Source organism: Sphaerimonospora cavernae (assembly GCF_042435035.1).
In the GTDB taxonomy this organism is placed as follows: Bacteria; Actinomycetota; Actinomycetes; order Streptosporangiales; family Streptosporangiaceae; genus Sphaerimonospora; species Sphaerimonospora cavernae.
Genome location: NZ_JBHMQT010000055.1, coordinates 128,434 through 149,963 on the forward strand (window position 1 = coordinate 128,434; position 21,530 = coordinate 149,963).

Genomic DNA, 21,530 nt, shown 5'->3' on the forward strand with positions numbered 1-21,530 from the left:
TTTTAGTGGCCAAGCCGAGGCCAAGCCGCCCAGCGGACCCGGGGCGGAGAACGAGAGAAGGGGCGGCTCCCGGAAGACCGGGAACCGCCCCTTCTCGTGGCTCGTCAGGAGAGAGCGGACTTAGAAGTCCATCTCGCCGCCGCCGGGCATGGCGGGGGCCTTCTCCTTCTCGGGCTTCTCGGCGATGACGGCCTCGGTGGTGAGGAACAGCGCCGCGATGGACGCCGCGTTCTGCAGCGCGGAGCGCGTCACCTTGGCCGGGTCGAGGATGCCCGACTCGAACATGTTCACGTACTCGCCGCTGGCCGCGTTGAGGCCCTCGCCGGCGGGAAGGTTGCGGACCTTCTCCACCACGACGCCGCCCTCGAGGCCGGCGTTGACGGCGATCTGCTTCAGCGGCTCCTCAAGCGCCTTGCGGACGATCGCCGCACCGGTCGCCTCGTCGCCGCCGAGCTCCAGCTTGTCGAAGGCCTTGGCGCCCGCCTGCAGCAGGGCCACGCCACCACCGGGGACGATGCCCTCCTCGACGGCGGCCTTCGCGTTGCGGACGGCGTCCTCGATGCGGTGCTTGCGCTCCTTCAGCTCGACCTCGGTGGCCGCGCCAGCCTTGATGACGGCGACGCCGCCGGCCAGCTTGGCGAGACGCTCCTGGAGCTTCTCACGGTCGTAGTCGGAGTCGGTCCGCTCGATCTCGGCGCGGATCTCGTTCACCCGGCCGGAGATCTGCTCGGGGTCGCCGGCACCGTCGACGATGGTGGTCTCGTCCTTGGTGATGACGACCTTGCGGGCCCGGCCGAGCAGGTCGAGGGTCGCGTTCTCGAGCTTGAGACCGACCTCCTCGGAGATGACCTGACCACCGGCGAGGATGGCGATGTCGCCCAGCATGGCCTTGCGGCGGTCACCGAAGCCCGGAGCCTTGACCGCGACGGACTTGAACAGGCCGCGGATCTTGTTGACGACCAGGGTCGCCAGGGCCTCGCCCTCGACGTCCTCGGCGATGATGACCAGCGGCTTGCCCGACTGGACGACCTTGTCGAGCAGCGGGAGCAGGTCCTTGTTCGCAGAGATCTTGGAGTTGACGATGAGGATGTAGGCGTCCTCGAAGACCGCCTCCATGCGCTCAGGGTCCGTGACGAAGTAGCCGGAGACGTAGCCCTTGTCGAAGCGCATGCCCTCGGTGAGCTCCAGCTCCAGGCCGAAGGTGTTGCTCTCCTCGACGGTGATGACGCCTTCCTTGCCGACCTTGTCCATCGCCTCGGCGATGAGCGAGCCGATCTCGGGGTCGGCGGCGGAGATGGAGGCGGTGGAGGCGATCTGCTCCTTGGTCTCCACGTCCTTGGCGAGCTTGGACAGCTCCTCACTGACGCGCTCGACGGCGGCCTCGATGCCCTTCTTCAGGGCCATCGGGTTGGCGCCCGCGGCTACGTTGCGCAGCCCCTCACGTACCAGCGCCTGGGCGAGTACGGTGGCGGTGGTCGTGCCGTCACCGGCGACGTCGTCGGTCTTCTTGGCGACTTCCTTGACCAGCTCGGCGCCGATCTTCTCCCACGGGTCCTCGAGCTCGATCTCCTTGGCGATCGAGACACCATCGTTGGTGATCGTGGGGGCTCCCCACTTCTTCTCCAGCACGACGTTGCGGCCCTTGGGGCCGAGGGTCACCTTCACGGCGTCGGCGAGCTGGTTCATACCGCGCTCGAGACCGCGCCGGGCGTCCTCGTCAAACGCGATCATCTTGGCTGCCATCAGGCTAGACCTCCCAGTAGCAGGGTGGCTTCCACTGGACCGAGCCGACGCCCGCGACGGCATGGGCCCGCTCTCCCTTCGGGGACCCCATCGTCTCGATCCTGTTGTTGTCACTCTCGACCTCAGAGTGCCAACCATGTATTTAGCACTCTACCCCTGCGAGTGCAAGCGCAGGCCATCCTGACCCAGGGCGTGTCCAACGCGCTGACCAGCGAAGACTCCGCTGACACGCCCCTGACACAGCATCGAGAAACGACGAAGGCCCGGCTTCGCCAGGAGCGAACCGGGCCTCGCGATGGTCGAGCGACAAGGGCGTGTTCGGCAACGCCGTCCCACGCGGGGCAGGACATGACGTGCCGAACACACCCAAGATCAGACGGCCCGGACGGCCTCCGCCTGCGGACCCTTCTGTCCCTGCGTGATGTCGAACTCCACCCGCTGCCCCTGCTCAAGCGACTTGTAGCCGTCCATCAGGATCGCCGAGTAATGAACGAACACGTCCTTACCACCGTCTACCGCGATGAAGCCGTAGCCCTTGTCCGCGTTAAACCATTTGACGGTGCCCTGCGCCACTTTCCGACTCCTCTTGCTGGGCGGGGGACCACACCCAAGAAGCCCCCGGTTTTCGTCGATCGTCCTCGACGATACCCGTGTCAAGGCATCGGACAACAGAGTAAATCCGCAAACTACTACGAGGTGTTCGCTCAACGCAGGATCAGGGAATATTCACTTTAGTGGGCGATAGTTGATAATTGCACCATTTGACAGGTAGCGCCCGACTTGGGCGATGACAAATGCCCAGGTCAGGCGCCCTCTAGGTGCGGAGAGGCTCAGCCGCCCGCGACTGCCGGGATCACCGAGATCTGCGCGCCGTCCGGCGTGGAGGTGTCCAACCCCTCGGCAAATCGGACATCCTCTTCCCCGACATAGACATTGACAAAACGCCGTATTTTGCCCGTTTCGTCCAAGATTCGACCTCCGATGCCCGGGTAGTCCGCATCCAGCTTCTGCAGGACCTCGCGAAGCGTCGCACCTTCTCCGGACACCTCCGCGACCCCATTCGTGTATGTGCGCAGAATCGTCGGAATCCGTACAGAAACGCTCATTTTCACTCGCTTTCGTGATTGGAAGTGGGCTCAGGGAAACGCGGTCAGTTGGCGAAAGCCGTACGGAACGCGTCGAGAGACGGCCGGATGACGGCCGCCGGACGGGCCTGCTCGGCGATCGCATCGAGCGTCTTCAACCCGTCGCCCGTGTTGAGTACGACGGTCTCGGCGTCCGGGTCGAGCCTGCCTTCGCGCGCCAGCTTGCGCAGCACGCCGACCGTCACACCGCCGGCGGTCTCGGCGAAAACGCCCTCGGTCCGCGCCAGCAGACGGATGGCCTCGACCACCTCGTGGTCGTCGACGTCCTCCACCGCACCGCCCGTGCGCCGCGCGATGTCCAGCACGTACGGCCCGTCCGCCGGGTTGCCGATCGCCAGCGACTTGGCGATCGTGTCCGGCCTGACCGGCTGCACCACGTCGTGCCCCGCCTTGTACGCCCTTGAGACCGGTGAGCAACCCTCCGCCTGGGCGCCGAAGATCCGGTACGGACGGTCCTCCACCAGGCCGAGCCTGATCAGCTCACGGAAGCCCTTGTCCACCTTGGTGAGCTGCGAACCGGAGGCCACCGGGATGACGATCTGGTCGGGCAACCGCCAGCCGAGCTGCTCCGCGATCTCGTACGCGAGCGTCTTGGACCCCTCCGCGTAGTAAGGCCGGAGGTTGACGTTGACGAAGCCCCACTTCTCGCCGAGCTCGTCGCCGATCAGCTCGGAGCAGAAGCGGTTGACCTCGTCATAGGTGCCCTGGATGCCGACGAGGCGGCCGCCGTACGCCGAGGCCATCGTGACCTTGGCCGCCTCGAGGTCGGCGGGGATGAACACGCAGGAGTCGAGGCCGGCACGGGCGGCGGCGGCGCCGACGGCGCCCGCCAGGTTGCCGGTGGAGGAGCAGGAGAGCGTGTGGAAACCGAAGGTTCTGGCCGCCTCGAGGGCGATCGCCACGACCCGATCCTTGAAGGAGTGGGTGGGGTTGCCCGAGTCATCCTTGATGTGCAGCGAGCGTAGCCCCAGCTCGGCCGCGAGCCTGTCCGCCTTGACCAGCTTGGTCCACCCGGGTTGGAGATTGGGCTTGGCCGCCACGTCCGCGGGAACCGGCAGAAGCGCCCGGTAGCGCCAGATGTTCGTCGGTCCCGACTCGATGTCCTCGCGGCGGACATCGCCGAAGTCGTACGTCACCTCGAGCGGCCCGAAACACTCGGCACAGGCGAAGATCGGCCCCAAATCGTAGACGGTGCCGCATTCGCGACAGGACAGACCCGTGGCGGGGCCGAACTCAGAACTGGTCGTGGTGCTGGAACCGGGGGCATTGGTGTGCGCCATGAAGCGAGGCCCTTCCCTCATCTTCGCTCGCGACCACCTTGACCGCGAGCCCGGAATTGGCACCCTGTCCCGGCCGGGCCTCGTGGTCACGAGTTCGGTCACGGGAGGGTTGCCGGGGCTTCGCAGGGCCGGTCCCTCCACCCCTCTGGATGAGCATGTTCAGTTGTGTGGACGTTCAGTTGTCCCAGGTCGTGTCCCGAGTCGTCGAATGGCATGGGGGAACGTCCGTAAGCACTGTACCCCGGCGTTCCCGGAATCCGGTCCCGCTTCTCAATAGACGAGACAAATCGTCCCACCATCCGTACGCGAGCCCGGTATCAAGCAGGTCACCCGTAGGCGTCGCCGAGTGCCGACTGCACGTACTTGCGGGCCTGGTGGATCCGCGATTTGGCGGTGCCGAGCGGGATGCCGAGCTGCTCGGCGATCTCCAGGTAATCGAGTTGGCAGATGTCGCGCAGCACCAGCGCCTGAGCGAGATCGGGCTTGTCCGCCTCCAGCGACTCCATGGCGTCGAGCAGATCGAGCCGCGATCCGGCGATGACGCTGACCCGCCGAGGATCGGGGCGCTGCTCGGGTAGTTCCTCCGCCTGCTCGGCCGCGCGCCGCTTCAGCGAGCGGTAGGTGGTCCGCGTGCAGTTGACGGTCACGATGTGCAGCCAGGTGCTGAACTTGGCCCGGCCCTCGAACCTGCCGATGTTGCGCGCCACGGCGAGCAGCGTGTCCTGGCACGCCTCCTCGGCGTCCTGACGATAGGGTAGAAGTCGCTCGCAGTGCCGCAGCACGTCGGGCTCGATCCGGCGGAGCAGTTCGCCGAGTGATCGATGATCGCCTCCGGCGGCCGCCCTGGCCAGATCCTCAGTTGTCTCGTCCATTGCCATTGCCGTTTCCGCCCCTCCTTTTGACATCCTATTGATTCATGAGCAGCCAGGTTCTGATCGCTTCCAACCGGGGGCCGGTGTCGTTCTCCATGTCGGACGACGGCACGCTCACCATGCGCCGGGGCGGTGGCGGTCTGGTCTCCGGGCTGTCGGAGGTGGCCAGGGACGGTGACCTGCTGTGGGTCTGCGCCGCGCTGTCCGACGGCGACCGCGGTGCCGTACGACTCGCGCCCGGCGGGCGACTCGACCGCGCGTTCGACGCCGGGCCGGTCCGGATGCTCGACATCCCGCCGGCGGTCTTCCATCGGGCCTACAACGCCGTGGCCAACTCGACCCTGTGGTTCGTCAACCACCTGCTCTACAACACGCCGTTCACGCCGCAGTTCGGCATACGCTTCCGCCGCGAGTGGGAGTCCTACCGGGAGTACAACGGCGCTTTCGCGCTCGCGCTCGCCGAGGAGGCCGGGCCCGGATCCCGCGTGATGGTGCAGGACTACCACCTGACGCTGGCCCCGGCGATGCTCCGCGTCGAGCGGCCCGACCTGCGGATCGCCCACTTCTCCCACACGCCGTGGGCGCCGCCGGAGTACTTCTCGCTGCTACCCGACGACGTCGCCGTCGAGGTGCTGTCGGGGATCCTCGGCTCCGACCACGCCGGCTTCCTCACCGCCCGCTGGGCCGAGGCGTTCATGGACTGCTGCGCCGTCTTCCTCGGCGCCAGGGTCGATCGCGAGAGCCGTACGGTCAGCTTCGGCGGCCGGACCGTCCGCATCGGCGTGCATCCGCTCGGCGTGAACGGCGAGGCGCTGCGGGCACGTGCCGCCGAGCCCGACGTCGAGTCGCACATCGCCGCGATCAAGGACGTGGTCGGCGACCGCAAGCTGATCGTCCGCATCGACCGGACAGAGCTGTCCAAGAACATCGTGCGCGGCCTCACCGCCTACCGGGAGTTCCTGGCCGGGCATCCGGAGTGGCACGGCAAGGTCGTGCATCTGGCCTTCGCCTACCCGTCCCGGCACGACCTGCCTGAATACCGCGAGTACACGGCGGCCGTGCAGCGGTGCGCCAAGGAGATCGACGACGAGTTCGCCACCGAGGACTGGGATCCGCTGATCCTCAACGTCCACGACGACTATCCGCGATCATTGGCCGCCTACCGGCTGGCCGACGTCCTGCTGGTCAACCCCATCAGGGACGGCATGAACCTGGTCGCCAAGGAGGGACCGATCCTGTCCAGGCGGTGCGCGCTCGTGCTCTCCCGCGAGGCGGGCGCCGCGGCGGAGCTCGGCGCCGACGCGCTGCTGGTCAACCCCTACGACGTCTCCGGTACGGCGGCCGCACTGCACGAGGCGCTGCTGCTGCCCGAGGAGGATCGGGCCGGGCGCTGCGCCCGGCTACGGGAGGCGGCGACCGCGTTCCCCCCGAGGCGCTGGTTCGACGATCAGCTCGCCGCTCTGGATCACTGCTGAAGATTCGCGGATCGCGGCTACACCGTGGCCGGCTCTGGGTGCCGACACCGGCGCCCACGCCGGTCCCAGTCTCTCAACCAAGCTCAATTCAATTGCCGTTCCTGGCCCGCGTCGAACGGGACCGCGGCGGGACGTGACGGCGACGAACGCGGGTACCGTCCGGCCGGATGCCGGGAAGCGGGAGGCTCCACCTCATCGGCTCCACGTCAGCGGAGAGGGACCACCAGGTCCACGAGTTCATCCCAGAAGTAGATGAGGATCGTGAGCGCGGCCGTCACCGTCCCGGCCATCGCGATTCCTGGTAAATCGAATGAGCCCGATGAGAACATCTCACCGACCGCTCCCAGCAGCGCGATGAGAACCAGCAGAGCGTTCCGCACCAGATGACGTTCGCCGATGCTCGCGCCCTGCTTTCCGAAACAGTTACAGGAGACCCGGCGCCGACGAGAGATCGCTCGCATGATGACGGTGGTGAAGGCCAGAAGCAGGACCGCGGCCGATATCAGGCCCGCCTGGGAAGTGACGACGAGCAGGAGCGCAACCGTGATCTCAGCGGCGACCACGAGAAGCGCCACTTTTCCGGTCAGCCGCTTCGGCACCTCTTTCAGTTGGGCCAACGCCTCGGCGAAGGCGTCGAGGTTTCGCACCTTTCCGAGCGCCGAGAGCACAAAAACGGCCGTCAGCAGCATCCGCGAGACCAACACCAGATAGATCAAGAACGGCCATCCTTCGGAAACCGACCAACCACCACGCCCGCGACTCGCTCAGCGGGAACATAACCCATGCTTCGGGAATCCAGGCTCGCCGCGGCATTGTCACCCAAGATGACGACGTGGCCCGCTGGAACCCGGTCACCCACCGGCAGGTTCGCCCGTCCTGCGAGTTCTGCGGAGATCCTGTCCCCGGCGACGCCCGCCACCCGTTTGACGATCAGCGGCGCGGGCGGCGGCTCACCGGTGCGCGGCTCACCGCTCCGTCGCCCCGGTCGCCCCGGTCGCTCACGGTCGAGCACCACCACCTGTCCCCTACGAGCGAGTCCGCCAAGGCGTATCACCAGCAGCCGATCCCCGTCATGGAGTGTGGGTTTCATGCTGGCTCCCTCGACTTCGACGATCAGCAGGCATCGTCGTACGACCAACCCGGCGACCGCGGCCACGAAGACGACCCCCAGAAGGACGCTCATCCCACCGGCTCCCGATAGCCGGAGGCCTGGAGGGTGAACAGTTCCGCGTACCGGCCCCCGGCCGACATCAACTCTTCGTGCGTGCCCTGTTCGACCACCTTCCCGGCCTCCAGCACGACGAGATGGTCGGCGTCCCGGACCGCGCTGAGCCGGTGGGAGATCAACACGCTGGTACGGCCTCGCCGAAGCGTCCTCAGTCTGCTGTGGATGGCGTGTTCGGACTCGGCGTCCAATCCGGAACTGGGCTCGTCCAGGATCAGTAGATCGCGGTCACCACGTAACAATGCCCTGGACAGGGCCACCCGCTGCCACTGACCGCCGGAGAGCGTCACCCCGGTCCCCTGATCTTCAGGAAGCAGGATGCGCGTCAGTGAGGTGTCGTAACCACGCGGAAGCCCGGCCAGGGTGTCGTGCACACCCGCCTCCCGCGCGGCCTGCTCCACGCGTGACCGGTCGTCCATCAACTCCAGGTCACCCAGTCCGATGTTCTCCCTCGCGGTCAGGTCGTACTGCATGAAGTCCTGGAACAGCACGCCCAGCCGCCGCCGCAACTCCGCGGGATCCAGGTCACGCAGGTCGACGCCATCCCACAGGATGACGCCGCGCGTCGGATCGTAGAACCGGCCGAGGAGCTTGATCAACGTGCTCTTCCCCGCACCGTTCCGGCCGACGAGCGCGACGGTGGTGCCGTACCGGATGGTGAGGTCGACCCCCTTGAGCACCCAGGGGTGGTCGGGTGAGTAGCGGAACCAGACGTCCTTCAATTCGATGCGGTGCCGAAGCGGCTGAAGCCGAGTCGGCCGCTTCGGGACGGGAAGATCCTGCTCTGCGGTGAGCACCGCCTGGAAGTGCGCGAACAGCAACAGTTGCTGATGGGCCGCGGCCACGTTGCCCGCCATCTGGGCCAGGCCCGTCTGCACTCCGGCCACCGCCGCGACGAACATGGAGACGTCGCCGATGGTGAGCCGTCCGCTGCCGGCCGCCGCTATCGCCCAGAGCAGACCGGCGCCCGCCACCACGGCCGACAGCGGCGACAAGGTCGCCTCCATGGCGAGTTCGCGCCGGTCCATCCGCTGCTGGGCTCGGTTGACCATGCGCCGCTCGCGCAGCATCCGATGCCGGAGCCAGTCGCCCAGGCCGAACAGCCGGATTTCCTTGGCGGCCGAGACATCGCTCATCAGCATGCCGTAGAAGATCTCCCAACGCTGCATGGGCGCGATCTGCCACATCATCTCGGCCCGCCACCGGGACAGCCAGATCTCCGACACCAGCACGGGCACCGCGGAGACCACGACGATCCCGGCCATCAGCGGGTTCATGACGAACAGCCCGGCCAGGAAGCCGCCGACGACCACGACACCGTGGACCAACTGCAGGCCGGTGTCGACCACCTGGCCCGGGGTCATCCCTCCGGACTGTCGGGCGAGCTGCAGCCGATCCAGGAACGCCGGATCCTCGAAGCGTGCCAATCCGGTGAACCCGTTGACCGCGCCGAACAGCCGCTCCTGCGCCAGCAGGCCGGTCGCCCGTTCCAGAGCTGACCGGACATACTTCAGCACGCCGGGCATGAGACTGGAGATCACCCCGACGAGGGCCAGGCCGACCGCCAGAGGGGCGAGTTCCTGCCAGGTAGTGCCCGCCGCCACCTTGTCGAGCGTCAACTTGGTCAGCCAGGCGACGCTCAACGGCACGGCGGCCGAGCACAGAGTGGCCAGGAGGTAGCTCAGCAACCGCAGCGGTCCGGACCGCCACGCCAGTGTGACGGCCAGGGACATCAGGCGGCCACGGGGGTGAGCTCCGACAGCAGATCGACCCGCGACCTGGTCTCCAGGACGACGGCGTCACCCGCCACGACGAACGCCGGCACCACGGCGTCAACACCGAAAGCCCTGGCCACCGGGCCACCCAGCGGCTCGGTGATCACCTGTACGGCGCCCGCCAGCGCCGCCACCTTCTCCTGGACAGCCTCGGTTCCGCCGGTATCGAACACGACCGCCCAAAATCGGGGCCCGTCCGGCGGAAAACCGGCGGCATAGGCCGCCAACTGCGGAATCTGCTCCTCGCATGATTCGCAACCAGGCGCGAAGAACGCGGCGACGACTGTGGAGGGCAGTTCACTCGACGATATGACTTCACCCGTCGTGGTGACCGCCTCGAACTCGCCGATCGGGTCGCCCGGCGACTTGGTGAACATCCCGGGCCTCACGTACTGCCGCAACAACTCCGAATGCTCCCTGAGCCGCCGGATCACGGCGACCGTCAGCAGCAGGTTCGCCAGGAAGAGCACACCGAGTAGAACCAGGGCGGCGACATACCATGACATCAGCAGGCATCCTCAATGGCATGATCAATGGAATGGTGACGACGTGCCGGCCCGGTGAGGACAGGCCGGCACGCCTCGGTCCCTGTTATCGGCAAGCACCGCAGGTGATCGAGCCGTTGCGCTGTACGCAGCACAGCTTCGTCTTACCGCCCGCGCATTTGATGTAGTCACACTCCGCGGCGGCCGCCCGTGCGCTGGGAACCATCGCCGACAGAATCCGGTCGCCCAGTGCCAGAACCTTCTGCATGGAAGCGTCTCCCTTTCCCGCTGTTGGCATTTCGTCCAGTGTGAACTAACCGGAAGCGGCCTGGCTATTGGCCGTTCCGCCTAGGCGAGTCAGCCAATTGGCGATTTCCGATCCACGGTGCACCGTGAACCCGACCAGTGCGGCCTGAATGCGGCCCGTCACTCGAAGCTTGCTGAGAATGTTGGCAGTGTGAGCGCGGGCAGTTCGTTGAGAAATGGAGAGGCGCTCGGCTATCTGGCGGTCCGTGAGCCCGTAGGCCAGCAGCCTCAGTACATCCCGCTCACGTTCAGAAAGAGCTGTGACCCGCGCGAGTGCTGATTCGACATCGAATTCTGACAACGAATCATCGGACAATTCATCCCACCTTTCGCTAGGTCGATCCCATCCCTGATCCCAGCCGGCCCTCTGAGGACCGGCCTGCCCGGGTGAACACCGCGGCCTCCGGCGCCGTCCGCGGACCAACCGGCGCGGTCGTTCACGCGCCGGTTGGTCCGCCGTCCCCCGGAACGGGACCAGCATGACGAACCCATGTCTCGATCTTGTTCCCGTCGCTGTGGCGATCTTCGGAATCTCTCCGCCACCAGGCCCTGATCCACGAAGACCACGCTGTGAGAAGGTGGCGGCAGACCGCGGCGACCCGAAGCGTTCTCAATCACAGGAGGCAGCCTGCGCATGGAGTTCCGGATCTTAGGTCCTGTGGACATCTGGCGCGAAGGGCGGTCGGTGCCGATCGTCGGAGTGAAACAACGCAGCCTCCTGGCCATCCTCGTGTTGAACGCCAATCGCGTGGTCCCGTCCGAACGACTGATCTCGGCGCTGTGGGGGGCCGATGTTCCGACCACCGGACGGAGACTGCTGCACAAACACGTGTGGGCGCTACGTCGTCTGCTTTCCGATCCCGCCTTGATGTCGAGTACGTCGGCGGGTTACCGGCTGGAAATCCAGCCCGGCGGCTCCGACCTCGACGTTTTCATCTCCGAGACCGAGGCGTCACGCGCGGCCTGGGCCGCCGGTGACGCCCTGGAGTCGGCAGATCGCCTGAGAACGGCGCTGAATCTGTGGCGAGGACCGGCGCTCGGCGGCACCCACCCCGACCTGCAGTTGGCCGAGTGCGCCGCGTTGGAAGAGAGAAGGCTCGCCGCCCTCACCGACCGCATCCGCGCCGATCTCTCGTCGGGACGTCACGGGGAGCTGATCGGCGAGCTACGTGGGCTCGCCGCCGAGCACCCCGGTTGGGAGCAGTTGCGCGGGCAACTGATGCTCGCCCTCCACCGGGTGGGCCGTACCGCCGAGGCGCTTGAGGAGTACCGGAACACGCGCCGGTATCTCCGAGACGAGCTCGGGATCGAACCCGGTCCCGAGCTCACCCAGGTTCATCAGTCGATCCTGGCAGCGGATCCCGCGGACCGCGCGGGGGAAGCCTCGGCCCGCAACACCCGAAGGCAGCCCTTCCCCACGCCGCGCCAGCTGCCCTCCGGCATCGCCAGCTTCATCGGCCGCACGAAGTCCCTGGAGGCACTGGACTCCCTGCTACTCGGGGGGCGAAAAGAGGGCTCGGCGACCGTGTCGATCGCAGCGATCACCGGGACGGCAGGAGTTGGGAAGACAGCACTCGCCGTTCACTGGGGGCACAGAGTGCTGGACCACTTCCCCGACGGGCAACTGTACGTGGATCTGCGTGGCTACTCGACGGACGAGCGGATGACGTCCGGCCAGGTGCTGCGACGCTTCCTGGTCACGCTGGGAGTCAAGCCGGAGGCGATCGCGTTCGATCCGGACGAGCAGGCGGCGACTCTCCGCTCGCTTCTCGCCAGTCGCCGGATGCTGATCATTCTGGACAACGCCGCCACCAGCGAGCAGGTGCGGCCCCTGCTTCCAGGTTCGCCCACCTGCCTGGTGCTGGTGACCAGTCGCGACGATCTGCGCGGTCTCCTCGTCACCCATGACGTACGCACGGTGCCCCTCGGCACTCTCTCCCCGAGTGATGCCGACGCCCTGCTCACCCGACTGGTCGAAGACGACCGACGCACCACGGAGCCGGCCGCACTCAGCGAACTGTCCCGACTGTGCGGGTACCTACCGCTGGCGCTACGCATCGCCGCCGCGCACCTGGCGGCCGATCCCCGGCTTTCGGTCGCCGCGCTGGCGAGCAGGCTCCGAGGAGCGGGCCGACTGGAGACACTGGCAGTCGAAGGCGATCACCAACTGGCGGTCCGGTCCGCGATCGATCTCTCCTATCGGACTCTCGCGCTGGAAGACCATCGGCTCTTCCGCCTGTTGGGACTGTATCCGGGCCCGGACTTCTCCGTACAAGCCGCGGCCGTGCTCGATGACACCACCCCTACCCGGGCCGCCGCCTGCCTGAGCCGGCTCTCCCGCGCACATCTCGTCGAGCATCATGGTGCGGACCGGTTCCGAATGCACGATCTGGTGCGCGAGTACGCGCACGAGCGAGCACTTTCCGACAATCCTCCAGCGGAGCGGCTGACGGCCATCGGTCGGCTCTACGGCTGGTACCTGCATCGGGTCGACGCCGCGGTACGCCTCCTGGCTCCCCAGCTTCTACGGCTTCCGGTACCGGCTGCCGATTCATCCGTGTTCAACGACACCGCGGATGCCCTGTCCTGGCTGGACGCGGAGCGGGCGAACCTGGTGGCGGCGATCATCCGCGGGCGGACGCTCGGTGTCACCGAACCGGCCGGACTGCTGGCTGACGCGATCCGTGGCTATTTCGCGGTACGCAGCGACACCACCGAGTGGCTGCTCGTCGCCCGAGCCGCACTCGGCGCCGCGGAGGCCGCCGGAGATGTCCTCGCACAGGCGGCCGCCCATCACAGTCTCGCCCAGGCCCACTACTGCCGGGGCGACACCGCGACGGCGACCGATCACCTCACGCACGCACTGAAGTTCAGTGAACAGGTCGGATGGCATGAGGGCGTGGCCACGGCACTGGGCAATCTCGGAAACATCCTCGCCGACGCCGGCCGTCTCCCCGAGGCGGCCACCCATATCAGCCGTGCGATCTCGAAGTACGGCGAGATCGGCGACCCGACCCGGACCGCGGTCTATCTCGGCAACCTCGGCGGAGTGTTCACCAGCATGGGACAACTGGAGGATGCGGTACGACGGCATCGCCAGGCCCTCACATTGCTGCGCCAGAACGGAGCCGCGGCCCCTCAGGCGATCGCCCTCAACAACATGGGCTATGTGCTGCAACTCATGGGACACCTCGATGAGGCGATCGGGCATCTCACCGAGGCGCTGGGCATCTACCGGGACACCGACAGGATCAACGGCCAGGCCATCTGCCTGAGCAATCTGGCGGCGGCCTACCGCGATGCGGGCCGCTTCGAGGCAGCGGTGGATCACGCTCGCAGAGCCCTGAACCTCATCAGGGAAACCGATGACCGTTATGTGGAGGCCGAAGTCCTCATCACCCTCGGATCCGTCATGGTGCAGCGCGGCGGGCATGTCGACGCGATCGATCACCACGTCGAGGCGCTGCGGATCGCCCGCGAGATCTCCAGCCGGGAGCATGTCACCGGAGCCCTCCTGGGGCTCGCCACCGCGCACCATTCGCTCGGCCAGGCGGAACTCGCCAGAACCCACGGGTGGGAGGCGTTCCGGCTCGCCGAGAGCTGCGGCTACCCCATACCGATGGGTCAGGCGCTCACGGTGCTGGCGGCAGGTTACCTCCTCGATGACCCCGGAAAGGCCATCGAGCTGGCTGAGCGCGCCCTGATCCTGCACCGGGGCACCGGTCATCGGCTGGGGGTCGCCAGAACCCTCGTCCCGCTTGGCCAGGCCCAGATGCGGACCGGAGACGTCTCGGCGGCGATCGCTTCCTGGCGGGAGGCCGGTGCCCTCTTCACCCTGATCGGCAGCACCGAGGCGGACTCCGTACGCGACCTGCTCGACACAGTGGTCTGATCCCGGCGCGTCATGGCGATCGGGAGCCCTTCGCCTTCTCCGAGCACCGCTTCCCCGGCCGCTGAGTGTTCAGCCGGCGAAGTCTCCGCGGTGGAGGGCGTCGACGACGGCGCGTAGGAAGGTCACGACACCGGCGGGGCCGTCCACCACGATGTCGGTGTGCGCCGCGAGCTCGGCGACCTCGCCCGACCCGCTGCACACCCGTACGCCCGGGACGGCCGCATGTTCGACGGCCTCGAACGCCGCGAGATCGCCGAGGTCGTCGCCGGCGAACATGACCGACCTGGCCTCGCGCTCGGCGAGGAACGCCGACAGCGCGCGGCCCTTGTCCATGCCGGGCGACCGCAGCTCCAGCACGAAACGCCCCGGCTCGACCACCAGACCGGCCTGCTCGGCCAGCCGCTCGATGGGGCGGCTCAGCACGGCCAGGGCCGCCGCGGGATCGGGGCATCCGCGGGTGTGCACCGCCACCGCCCGGTCCTTGTCCTCGATCAGAACGCCGTCCATGCCGGCGATGACGGTGGACAGCACGGCCCGCACCAGGTCCAGCCCCGGCGGCGGAGGCGGCGCGGTGATCTGGCCCGCCTCCCACCGCTCCATGCCGTAGTGGCCGAGGATGACGAGCCCGGGCACGTCGGCGAGGGACGGCCCGGCAGGGGTGGCGCCGAGCGCGAGAGCCGTACCCGGCGGACGACCCGTGACGATCACGACGGCGTTGACCAGGGCGGCCAGGTCGGCGAGCACAGCAGGGACGTCGGGGTGTACGACGGCCGCCGCAGGGTCGGCCACGATCGGGGAAAGGGTGCCGTCGAAGTCGAGCCCGATCACGGCTCCGGCGGGATCGGAGAGGATGGCGGACAGGCCGTCATGAGTGGGGAGCTTCATGGCCTCATCCTGGTTCACGCCCCGTCCCGAAGCGGCGGGTGGCTCGGTCACGCCGGCGGCCGGCCCGCATCCGGCGCAGGCGCTTCACCAGCATGGGGTCGTGCTCCAATGCCTGCGGCCGGTCGATGAGCTCGCTGAGTAACTGGTAGTAGCGGGTGGCGGAGACACCGAACGTCTCCCGGATCGCCTGCTCCTTCGCACCGGCGTAACGCCACCACTGCCGCTCGAAGGCGAGGATCTGACGGTCCCGGTCGGATAAGGCGAAATCGTCGTCATCGATCGGTTCGATGTCCATCCGCTCCTCCTCCGCCGGACGCCGACCCTCCTCATGTTAAAGGCTGTCTCTGACACCGCCGGTCGGCGAAATGCCCCGGGAGGATCGGACGAATCCCCCGATCCTCCCGGGGCACCGGCATCCCGTACGGCGCGGCCGTACGGCTAGTGACTGCCGACCACGTCGTGGACCTCCGCGAAGTGGCAGGCACTCGGGTGCGAACTGCCGGGCCGGGTCTCCAGCGCGGGCTCCTGCTCGGCGCAGATCTCCTGCGCCTTCCAGCAGCGGGTGCGGAACCGGCAGCCGGACGGCGGGTTGGCCGGGGAGGGCGGGTCGCCCTGCAGGATGATCCGCTGCCGGTGCTCGCGCCCCTCCGGGTCGGGCACGGGCACCGCCGACAGCAGCGCCTGCGTGTAGGGATGGGTCGGGCTGTCGTAGATCTCGGCGTCGCGGCCGACCTCGACGATCTTGCCCAGATACATCACCGCGACCCGGTCGGAGATGTGACGCACCACCGACAGGTCGTGTGCAATGAAGATGTAGGCCAGGTTGAACTCGTTCTGCAGCCGCTCGAGCAGGTTCATGACCTGGGCCTGGATCGACACGTCGAGCGCGGAGACCGGCTCGTCGCAGATGATGATGTCAGGCTGGAGGGCCAGTCCGCGGGCGATGCCGATGCGCTGACGCTGACCGCCGGAGAACTGATGCGGATAGCGGTTGATGTGGTCGGGGTTGAGACCCACCACCTCGAGCAGTTCCTGCACCCGCTTGCGACGTCCGCCCCGCGGGACGACATCGGAATGGATCTCGAATGGCTCCCCCACGATGTCGCCGACCGTCATGCGCGGGTTCAGCGACGTGTAGGGGTCCTGCATCACCATCTGGACGTTGCGTCGCATGCGCTTGAGCTCCGCGCCCCTCGCGCGGCCGATGTCCCTGCCGTCGATCCGCACCGAACCGGAGGTCGGCCGCTCAAGCGCCATCAGCAGCTTGGCCAGGGTGGACTTGCCGCAGCCCGACTCGCCCACGACGCCCAGGGTCTCACCCCGGTGCAGGTCGAAGGAGACGCCGTCCACGGCCTTGATCGCACCGATCTGACGCTTGAACACGATGCCGTGGGTCAGCGGGAAGTGCTTGACCAGGTCGCGGACTTCCAGGATGGGCTCAGCTGTGGCCGCCATCGAGGACCTCCCTCCAGTAGTGGCAGGCGCTGCCCCGGCCGCTGCCGACCGGGTGCAGCGGAGGCACGTCGGTCACGCAGTTGTCGCGCCGGTACGGACAACGGGGGTGGAACGCGCATCCTGTCGGCATTTCGAGCAGGTTCGGCGGCATTCCCTTGATGGCGTAGAGCTCCTGCCCCTTGAGGTCCACCCTCGGGATCGACTCCAGCAGGCCCTTCGAGTAGGGGTGCGCCGGGCTCCGGTACAGGTCGTGTACGGGAGCCTCCTCGACGATGCGTCCGCCGTACATGACCGCGATCTTGTCGGCCACGTCCGCGACCACGCCGAGGTCGTGGGTGATCAGGATGAGGCCCATGTCGCTGTCGCGCTGGATCTCCGCGAGGAGCCCCATGATCTGGGCCTGCACGGTCACGTCGAGCGCCGTCGTGGGCTCGTCGGCGATCAGGATCTCTGGGTCCAGCGCGATCGCCATCGCGATCATGATGCGCTGCCGCATGCCGCCGGAGAACTGGTGCGGGAAGTCGTCCAGGCGGTCCCGGGCGGCCGGGATCCGGACCCGGTCCATGAGCTCGATGGCCTTCTTCCTGGCGTCCCGCTTGGACATGCCGCGGTGGACCCGGAACATCTCGCCGATCTGCCAGCCCACGCTGAAGACCGGGTTGAGCGCGGACAGCGCGTCCTGGAAGATCATCGAGACGCGCCGGCCGCGGATCTGGCTGCGCGCGTCGTCCGGCATCTTCAGCAGATCGGTGCCGCGGAACCGGACCTGTCCCCTGGGAATGCGTGCCGGCGGCATGTCGAGGATGCCCATGATGGCCTGGGCCGTGACCGACTTCCCGGATCCGGACTCGCCGAGCACGGCGAGGGTCTCGCCCGCGTTGACCGAGTAGGAGACGCCGTTGACTGCGCGGACGGTCCCCTGCCTGGTCTGGAACTCGACATACAGATCGTCCACGACGAGCAGCGGCTCGTCGTCCGCCCACTGCGCCGGGAGCGTGTGCGTGTCGACGGTTGGGTTCTTCACTTACCGCCCCCTTTATCGAAGCTTCGGGTCGAGCGCGTCACGCACCGCGTCGCCCAGCATGACGAACGCGAGCACGGTGATGCTGAGGAAAACCGCCGGGAAGATCAGCGGTTCCGGCGCCTCCAGGAACCGGTTGCGGGCGTCGCCGATCATCAGGCCCCAGGAGATCTCTGGCGGCTGGACGCCCACGCCGAGGAAGGACAGCCCCGCCTCGGCCGCGATGAACACCCCCAGGTTGAGGGTGGCCGTCACGATCACGGGCGTGATCGCGTTGGGCAGGATGTGCCGGATCATGATCCGCCCCGGTCCGGCGCCCAGCGCCCGGGCCGCCGTCACATAGTCCTGGCTCTTGGCGGAGATGACCGAGGCCCGCATGATGCGCAGGATCATCGGCCACGCGAGGATCGCGAGCGCCATGACCACGAACCACGCCCCGGCCTTGTCTCGGCCGATCATCGCGAGGATCAGCAGGGCGCCGAGAACCACGGGAACGGCGAAGAACATCTCGGCCAGCCGGGACAGCACGACGTCCGCCCATCGGCCGTAGAACCCGGCCAGCAGGCCGAGACCTCCGCCCATGACAGCGGTGATCACGCCGGTCGCGATGCCCACGATGATGGACACCCGGGCACCGTAGATCACCCGAGAGTAGGTGTCGCAGCCGAGGTTGTCGGTCCCGAACCAGTGCTCGGAGGTGATGCCCTTCCGGGCCTGCGCGAGATCGCACGTCGCGGCGTTGGTCGCGTCGATCGGAGAGAACAGCGACGGGAAGGCCGCCATCAGGATCAGGACCAACACGAGTGCGGAGCCGATGAGGAAGATCTTGTTCCGTCGCAGGTCGTACCACGCGTCGGACCACAGGCTCGCGGGCTTCTTGGCCTTCACCCGCTTGGCGTGCTTGGCCGGTTCTTGGGTGACAGTCGCGTTAGTCATAGCGGATCCTGGGGTCGAGGACGGCGTACAGCAAGTCGACGATCAGGTTGGCCACGATGTAGACCAGCACCAGCACGGTGACGATGCCGACGACGACGGCGTTCTCTCGTAGATAGACGGACTGGAAGAGCTGCTGACCGACGCCCGGCAGGTTGAAGATGGTCTCGGTGATCACCGCGCCGCCCATCAGGTTGCCGAGGTCGGCGCCGAGATAGGTGATCACCGGGATCAGCGAGTTGCGCAGTACGTGCCTGCCGAGCACACGCCGTCTGGGCATGCCCTTCGCGACCGCGGTACGGACGTAGTCGGCCCGGAGCGTCTCCATCAGGCTGGTCCGCGTCAACCTGGCGAGATAGGCGACGGAGAGACCGGCCAACACCAGACCGGGCACCAGGTAGCTGCGCCAGCCGTCCTGGATGCCGGCCACGGGGAAGAAGTCGATGCCCGTGCCCAGCTTGAGCTTCACGCCCAGCACGAGCTGGAGGACGAAGCCGCTCACGAGCGTGGGGACCGACACGAGGAGCAGGGTGAAGGCGAGGATCGCCTGGTCCTGCCACTTACCGCGACGCAGCGCCGCGTACAGGCCCAGGAGGACTCCGAGGATCGCCTCGAAGACGAGGGCCGTTATCGCCAGGTTGAAGGTCACCTGGATCTTGTGCTGGAAGAACGAGGCCACCGGAACCCCGCGGAAGGTCGTCCCCAGGTCACCGGTGACGACACCGCTGATGTAATACCAGTATTGAACGAGCAGGGGGTCATTCAGGTGGAACGTCTCTCGCATGCGCGCCACGAGCAGCGGGTCGAGGAGCCGGTCCCCGCCCAACGCAGCGATGGGATCACCCGGCAGGGCGTAGACCGTGGCGAAGATGAGAAACGTGGTGCCTAGCAGTACAGGGATCGCCTGTAGCAGGCGCCTGATCACGTAGCGACCCATTAGGTCTCCCGGTCATGACAAAGGGCAGCCCGATTCAAACACACTGAGCTGCCCTTGAGGATGGTACGGCCACCTCGGGCAGATCAAGCACTGCCCGAGGTGGATTCACGAGGTCAGGCCCTTTCCACGTTGAACAGGTCGATGTGCTCGAACGGGTCGATCTTGATGTTCTTCACGTGCGTCGAGTACGCCCCGTTGGTCGTGTAGAAGTAGATCGGCACGTATGCGAGGTCCCTGAGGGCGATGTCGTCGGCCTGCTGGTAGTACTTCAGACCCTCATCAAAGGTAGCGGCAGAGTCACCCTTCTTGAGCAGCTCGTCGAACTCCTTGTTGGAGTACTTGACGTAGTTGGAGCTACCGCCGGTCGCGAAGATCGGACGCAGGTAGTTCTCGGGCGACGGATAGTCCATGATCCACGCCATGCGGAAGCCGCCGGGGACCTTGCCCTTCTCCAGGTCGTTGAGGATGTCCGCGAACTTCTCGTACGGCTTGGCCTGGACCTCGACCTGCAGGTTGGTCCTGAGGTTGTTGGCCAGCGCCTCGATCCACTCCTTGTGGCCGCCGTCGGCGTTGTAGTTCAGGTTGACCGTCTTGATGTCCTTGCCGCCGTTGGCGTCCCACAGCTCCTTGGCCTTGGCCGGGTCGTAGGTGCAGGCCTCGCCGCAGGCGCCCTTGCGGTAACCGGCGACGACCGGGCTGATCTGGTCGTCGGCCGGCACGCGGGTGCCGGAGAACACGGTCTCGGTGATCGTCTTACGGTCGATCGACATCGAGATGGCCTTGCGCAGCTGGGGGTTCTTCGAGTACTCGGCGCCGGACTTGACGTTGAAGCCGATCCAGCCGACGCCGGAGGACGGCTGCTCGATGTAACGGTCGCCGAACTCGGCCTTGGCGCCGCCGATCGCCTCGGCGGGCAGCTGGTCCATGATGTCGAGGTTGCCGGCCCGCAGGTCGTTGTACGCGGTGTTCAGGTCCGTGTAGATCTTGAACTGGACCGCGTCGACCTTGGCCTGGCCCTCCTTGAAGCTGTCGTTGCGGGCGAGGTCGATCGTCTGGTCGGTCCCGCGCTTGTACGGCTTTGTGAGCTTGAAGGGGCCGTTGCCGATGGGGTTGGCGCTGTACTCGGCCGTCATCTTGCCGTCGGCGTCGAACGCGGCCTTGGGCAGCGGGTAGAACGCGACGTAGCCCAGCATCGTCGGGAAGCCCGAGAAGGGGTGGGTGAGCTCGACGGTGAAGGTCGTGTCGTCGACCACGTTGAGGCCGGACAGCGTCTTCGCGGAGGGCTCGGGGGCCTCCTTCGGACCCTCCTCACCGTCCGGGTCCTCCGGGTTCATCGCGTCGTAACCCTTGACGGCCGAGAAGAAGTAGTTGTTCTGCTGCAGGTTCGGGCCGTAGGCGGTGAAGTTCCAGGCGTCGGCGAAGTTCTGCGCGGTGACGGGGGTTCCGTCGTGCCAGGTGTAGCCGTCCTTGATCTTGATCGTCCAGTTGACCTGGTCGGTCGACTCGATGGACTCGGCGATCCGGTTGACCGGCTTCTTGTTGTCGTCGTAGCTCATGAGGCCGATGAACAGGGCGCTCACGACCTCCGAACCGCTGCTCTCCGCGGTGTTGCCCGGGATCAGGTCGTTCTGCGGCTCCGCGATCTCCACGCGAACCGGCTGCGCCCCCGCCGAACCGGACTCCTTGGAGTCGCCGCCACCGCCGCCACAGGCGGCGACCGCGAGTGCGAGCAGCGCAGTTCCCGCGGCAAGCTTTACGCTCCTAGTCACGCGCATATGGATCTTGGTCCTCCCTCTAAGATGGGCGTCCCCACTGGTAAAGCCCGGTGTTCCAGGCACGTCGCACCAGCCGGCGCCCCTGCCAGTCGTCCGGAGCATCCCTTATCAGACACACCATAGGAGTCTCTGACTCATTGCAGTTCGGTCACACGTGTGTCAGTCGGGCGTCACACACATTTCAACGAGCTGACCCCAAATACCCAACATCGTCGTAAAGCCCCCAGTAAGGTACATATATCACCCAGCAGCCCGTACATGGCCCATGAGATGCCGAACCCCCCGTGCCGTTGCTCCCATATAACGATGTCCTGGGCTATCTTTGA

General features: G+C 66.9%; 20 protein-coding genes and 1 riboswitch. Of the genes, 2 read left to right on the top strand and 18 right to left on the bottom strand.

What is annotated here, in order from left to right:
* Positions 1-120: 120 nt before the first annotated feature.
* The 5 genes from groL to ACFHYQ_RS24650 all read right to left on the bottom strand — a co-directional run bounded on the left by groL (position 121) and on the right by ACFHYQ_RS24650 (position 5,046).
* Entirely contained in the window at positions 121-1,743 is a 1,623-nt protein-coding gene (groL, locus tag ACFHYQ_RS24630; protein ID WP_394303502.1) for a chaperonin GroEL, read from the bottom strand.
* Between the two features lie 372 nt (positions 1,744-2,115).
* Positions 2,116-2,316 carry a cold-shock protein gene (locus ACFHYQ_RS24635; RefSeq protein WP_055482725.1) on the bottom strand — a complete coding sequence of 67 codons (201 nt, stop codon included), beginning with the start codon at positions 2,314-2,316 and terminating at the stop codon, positions 2,116-2,118.
* 257 nt (positions 2,317-2,573) lie between these two features.
* The gene (locus tag ACFHYQ_RS24640) at positions 2,574-2,849 is read right to left on the bottom strand and encodes a MoaD/ThiS family protein (RefSeq protein ID WP_204015289.1); all 276 of its coding nucleotides are present in this window, start codon (positions 2,847-2,849) and stop codon (positions 2,574-2,576) included.
* A 44-nt stretch (positions 2,850-2,893) separates the two neighbouring features.
* Positions 2,894-4,168: a threonine synthase gene (gene thrC / locus ACFHYQ_RS24645; RefSeq protein ID WP_394303503.1), complete on the bottom strand. Its 1,275-nt coding sequence runs from the start codon at positions 4,166-4,168 to the stop codon at positions 2,894-2,896.
* Positions 4,169-4,182: 14 nt separating this feature from the next.
* Positions 4,183-4,324: riboswitch (SAM riboswitch) on the bottom strand.
* Positions 4,325-4,494: 170 nt separating this feature from the next.
* The gene (locus tag ACFHYQ_RS24650) at positions 4,495-5,046 is read right to left on the bottom strand and encodes an RNA polymerase sigma factor (RefSeq protein WP_394303504.1); all 552 of its coding nucleotides are present in this window, start codon (positions 5,044-5,046) and stop codon (positions 4,495-4,497) included.
* Positions 5,047-5,084: 38 nt separating this feature from the next.
* Between ACFHYQ_RS24650 and ACFHYQ_RS24655 the strand changes: the two genes are divergently transcribed.
* The gene (locus tag ACFHYQ_RS24655) at positions 5,085-6,515 is read left to right on the top strand and encodes an alpha,alpha-trehalose-phosphate synthase (UDP-forming) (protein WP_394303505.1); all 1,431 of its coding nucleotides are present in this window, start codon (positions 5,085-5,087) and stop codon (positions 6,513-6,515) included.
* A gap of 206 nt (positions 6,516-6,721) precedes the next feature.
* Here ACFHYQ_RS24655 and ACFHYQ_RS24660 read toward each other — a convergent pair whose 3' ends face one another.
* From ACFHYQ_RS24660 to ACFHYQ_RS24685, 6 genes are all read right to left on the bottom strand, one after another.
* The gene (locus tag ACFHYQ_RS24660) at positions 6,722-7,231 is read right to left on the bottom strand and encodes a MauE/DoxX family redox-associated membrane protein (RefSeq protein WP_394303506.1); all 510 of its coding nucleotides are present in this window, start codon (positions 7,229-7,231) and stop codon (positions 6,722-6,724) included.
* A complete protein-coding gene (locus tag ACFHYQ_RS24665; RefSeq protein WP_394303507.1) occupies positions 7,228-7,698 on the bottom strand; it encodes a S26 family signal peptidase in 471 nt (156 codons plus the stop codon). The genes ACFHYQ_RS24660 and ACFHYQ_RS24665 overlap by 4 nt, the downstream gene beginning before the upstream one ends.
* On the bottom strand, positions 7,695-9,473 hold the full coding sequence (locus tag ACFHYQ_RS24670; protein ID WP_394303508.1) for an ABC transporter ATP-binding protein: 1,779 nt from the start codon (positions 9,471-9,473) through the stop codon (positions 7,695-7,697). Before ACFHYQ_RS24670 ends, ACFHYQ_RS24665 begins: the two co-directional genes overlap by 4 nt.
* Complete coding sequence (locus ACFHYQ_RS24675) at positions 9,473-10,021, bottom strand: thioredoxin domain-containing protein (RefSeq protein ID WP_394303509.1); 549 nt, start codon at positions 10,019-10,021, stop codon at positions 9,473-9,475. Before ACFHYQ_RS24675 ends, ACFHYQ_RS24670 begins: the two co-directional genes overlap by 1 nt.
* 85 nt (positions 10,022-10,106) lie before the next feature.
* Positions 10,107-10,268 carry a hypothetical protein gene (locus ACFHYQ_RS24680; RefSeq protein WP_394303510.1) on the bottom strand — a complete coding sequence of 54 codons (162 nt, stop codon included), beginning with the start codon at positions 10,266-10,268 and terminating at the stop codon, positions 10,107-10,109.
* A 45-nt stretch (positions 10,269-10,313) separates the two neighbouring features.
* On the bottom strand, positions 10,314-10,622 hold the full coding sequence (locus ACFHYQ_RS24685; protein ID WP_394303511.1) for a response regulator transcription factor: 309 nt from the start codon (positions 10,620-10,622) through the stop codon (positions 10,314-10,316).
* Positions 10,623-10,940: 318 nt separating this feature from the next.
* On the opposite strand from ACFHYQ_RS24685, the gene ACFHYQ_RS24690 reads away from it, so the two are divergent.
* Complete coding sequence (locus tag ACFHYQ_RS24690; protein WP_394303512.1) at positions 10,941-14,198, top strand: AfsR/SARP family transcriptional regulator; 3,258 nt, start codon at positions 10,941-10,943, stop codon at positions 14,196-14,198.
* A gap of 69 nt (positions 14,199-14,267) precedes the next feature.
* On the opposite strand, the gene otsB is transcribed toward ACFHYQ_RS24690, so the two are convergent.
* From otsB to ACFHYQ_RS24725, 7 genes are all read right to left on the bottom strand, one after another.
* Entirely contained in the window at positions 14,268-15,083 is an 816-nt protein-coding gene (gene otsB, locus ACFHYQ_RS24695; RefSeq protein ID WP_394303513.1) for a trehalose-phosphatase, read from the bottom strand.
* 4 nt (positions 15,084-15,087) lie between these two features.
* On the bottom strand, positions 15,088-15,378 hold the full coding sequence (locus ACFHYQ_RS24700; RefSeq protein WP_394303514.1) for a DUF3263 domain-containing protein: 291 nt from the start codon (positions 15,376-15,378) through the stop codon (positions 15,088-15,090).
* A gap of 143 nt (positions 15,379-15,521) precedes the next feature.
* Positions 15,522-16,538 (bottom strand): ABC transporter ATP-binding protein, encoded by a 1,017-nt coding sequence (locus ACFHYQ_RS24705; RefSeq protein WP_394303515.1) that lies wholly within the window; start codon positions 16,536-16,538, stop codon positions 15,522-15,524.
* On the bottom strand, positions 16,522-17,562 hold the full coding sequence (locus ACFHYQ_RS24710; protein WP_394303516.1) for an ABC transporter ATP-binding protein: 1,041 nt from the start codon (positions 17,560-17,562) through the stop codon (positions 16,522-16,524). Before ACFHYQ_RS24710 ends, ACFHYQ_RS24705 begins: the two co-directional genes overlap by 17 nt.
* Positions 17,563-17,574: 12 nt before the next feature.
* Positions 17,575-18,495, bottom strand: coding sequence for an ABC transporter permease (locus ACFHYQ_RS24715; RefSeq protein WP_394303517.1), 921 nt, complete (start codon positions 18,493-18,495; stop codon positions 17,575-17,577).
* Complete coding sequence (locus ACFHYQ_RS24720) at positions 18,488-19,429, bottom strand: ABC transporter permease (RefSeq protein ID WP_394303518.1); 942 nt, start codon at positions 19,427-19,429, stop codon at positions 18,488-18,490. Before ACFHYQ_RS24720 ends, ACFHYQ_RS24715 begins: the two co-directional genes overlap by 8 nt.
* Positions 19,430-19,542: 113 nt before the next feature.
* Positions 19,543-21,204: a peptide ABC transporter substrate-binding protein gene (locus ACFHYQ_RS24725; protein WP_394303519.1), complete on the bottom strand. Its 1,662-nt coding sequence runs from the start codon at positions 21,202-21,204 to the stop codon at positions 19,543-19,545.
* Between the last annotated feature and the right edge of the window lie 326 nt (positions 21,205-21,530).

Coding starts and splice junctions, on each gene's coding strand:
- ACFHYQ_RS24690 (WP_394303512.1), top strand. CDS start 10,941: ATGGAGTTCCGGATCTTAGGTCCTGTGGACATCTGGCGCGAAGGGCGG.
- ACFHYQ_RS24670 (WP_394303508.1), bottom strand. CDS start 9,473: ATGTCCCTGGCCGTCACACTGGCGTGGCGGTCCGGACCGCTGCGGTTG.
- ACFHYQ_RS24640 (WP_204015289.1), bottom strand. CDS start 2,849: ATGAGCGTTTCTGTACGGATTCCGACGATTCTGCGCACATACACGAAT.
- ACFHYQ_RS24655 (WP_394303505.1), top strand. CDS start 5,085: ATGAGCAGCCAGGTTCTGATCGCTTCCAACCGGGGGCCGGTGTCGTTC.
- ACFHYQ_RS24705 (WP_394303515.1), bottom strand. CDS start 16,538: ATGGCGGCCACAGCTGAGCCCATCCTGGAAGTCCGCGACCTGGTCAAG.
- groL (WP_394303502.1), bottom strand. CDS start 1,743: ATGGCAGCCAAGATGATCGCGTTTGACGAGGACGCCCGGCGCGGTCTC.
- otsB (WP_394303513.1), bottom strand. CDS start 15,083: ATGAAGCTCCCCACTCATGACGGCCTGTCCGCCATCCTCTCCGATCCC.
- ACFHYQ_RS24715 (WP_394303517.1), bottom strand. CDS start 18,495: ATGACTAACGCGACTGTCACCCAAGAACCGGCCAAGCACGCCAAGCGG.
- ACFHYQ_RS24700 (WP_394303514.1), bottom strand. CDS start 15,378: ATGGACATCGAACCGATCGATGACGACGATTTCGCCTTATCCGACCGG.
- ACFHYQ_RS24650 (WP_394303504.1), bottom strand. CDS start 5,046: ATGGCAATGGACGAGACAACTGAGGATCTGGCCAGGGCGGCCGCCGGA.
- ACFHYQ_RS24665 (WP_394303507.1), bottom strand. CDS start 7,698: ATGAGCGTCCTTCTGGGGGTCGTCTTCGTGGCCGCGGTCGCCGGGTTG.
- thrC (WP_394303503.1), bottom strand. CDS start 4,168: ATGGCGCACACCAATGCCCCCGGTTCCAGCACCACGACCAGTTCTGAG.
- ACFHYQ_RS24680 (WP_394303510.1), bottom strand. CDS start 10,268: ATGCAGAAGGTTCTGGCACTGGGCGACCGGATTCTGTCGGCGATGGTT.
- ACFHYQ_RS24720 (WP_394303518.1), bottom strand. CDS start 19,429: ATGGGTCGCTACGTGATCAGGCGCCTGCTACAGGCGATCCCTGTACTG.
- ACFHYQ_RS24725 (WP_394303519.1), bottom strand. CDS start 21,204: ATGCGCGTGACTAGGAGCGTAAAGCTTGCCGCGGGAACTGCGCTGCTC.
- ACFHYQ_RS24675 (WP_394303509.1), bottom strand. CDS start 10,021: ATGTCATGGTATGTCGCCGCCCTGGTTCTACTCGGTGTGCTCTTCCTG.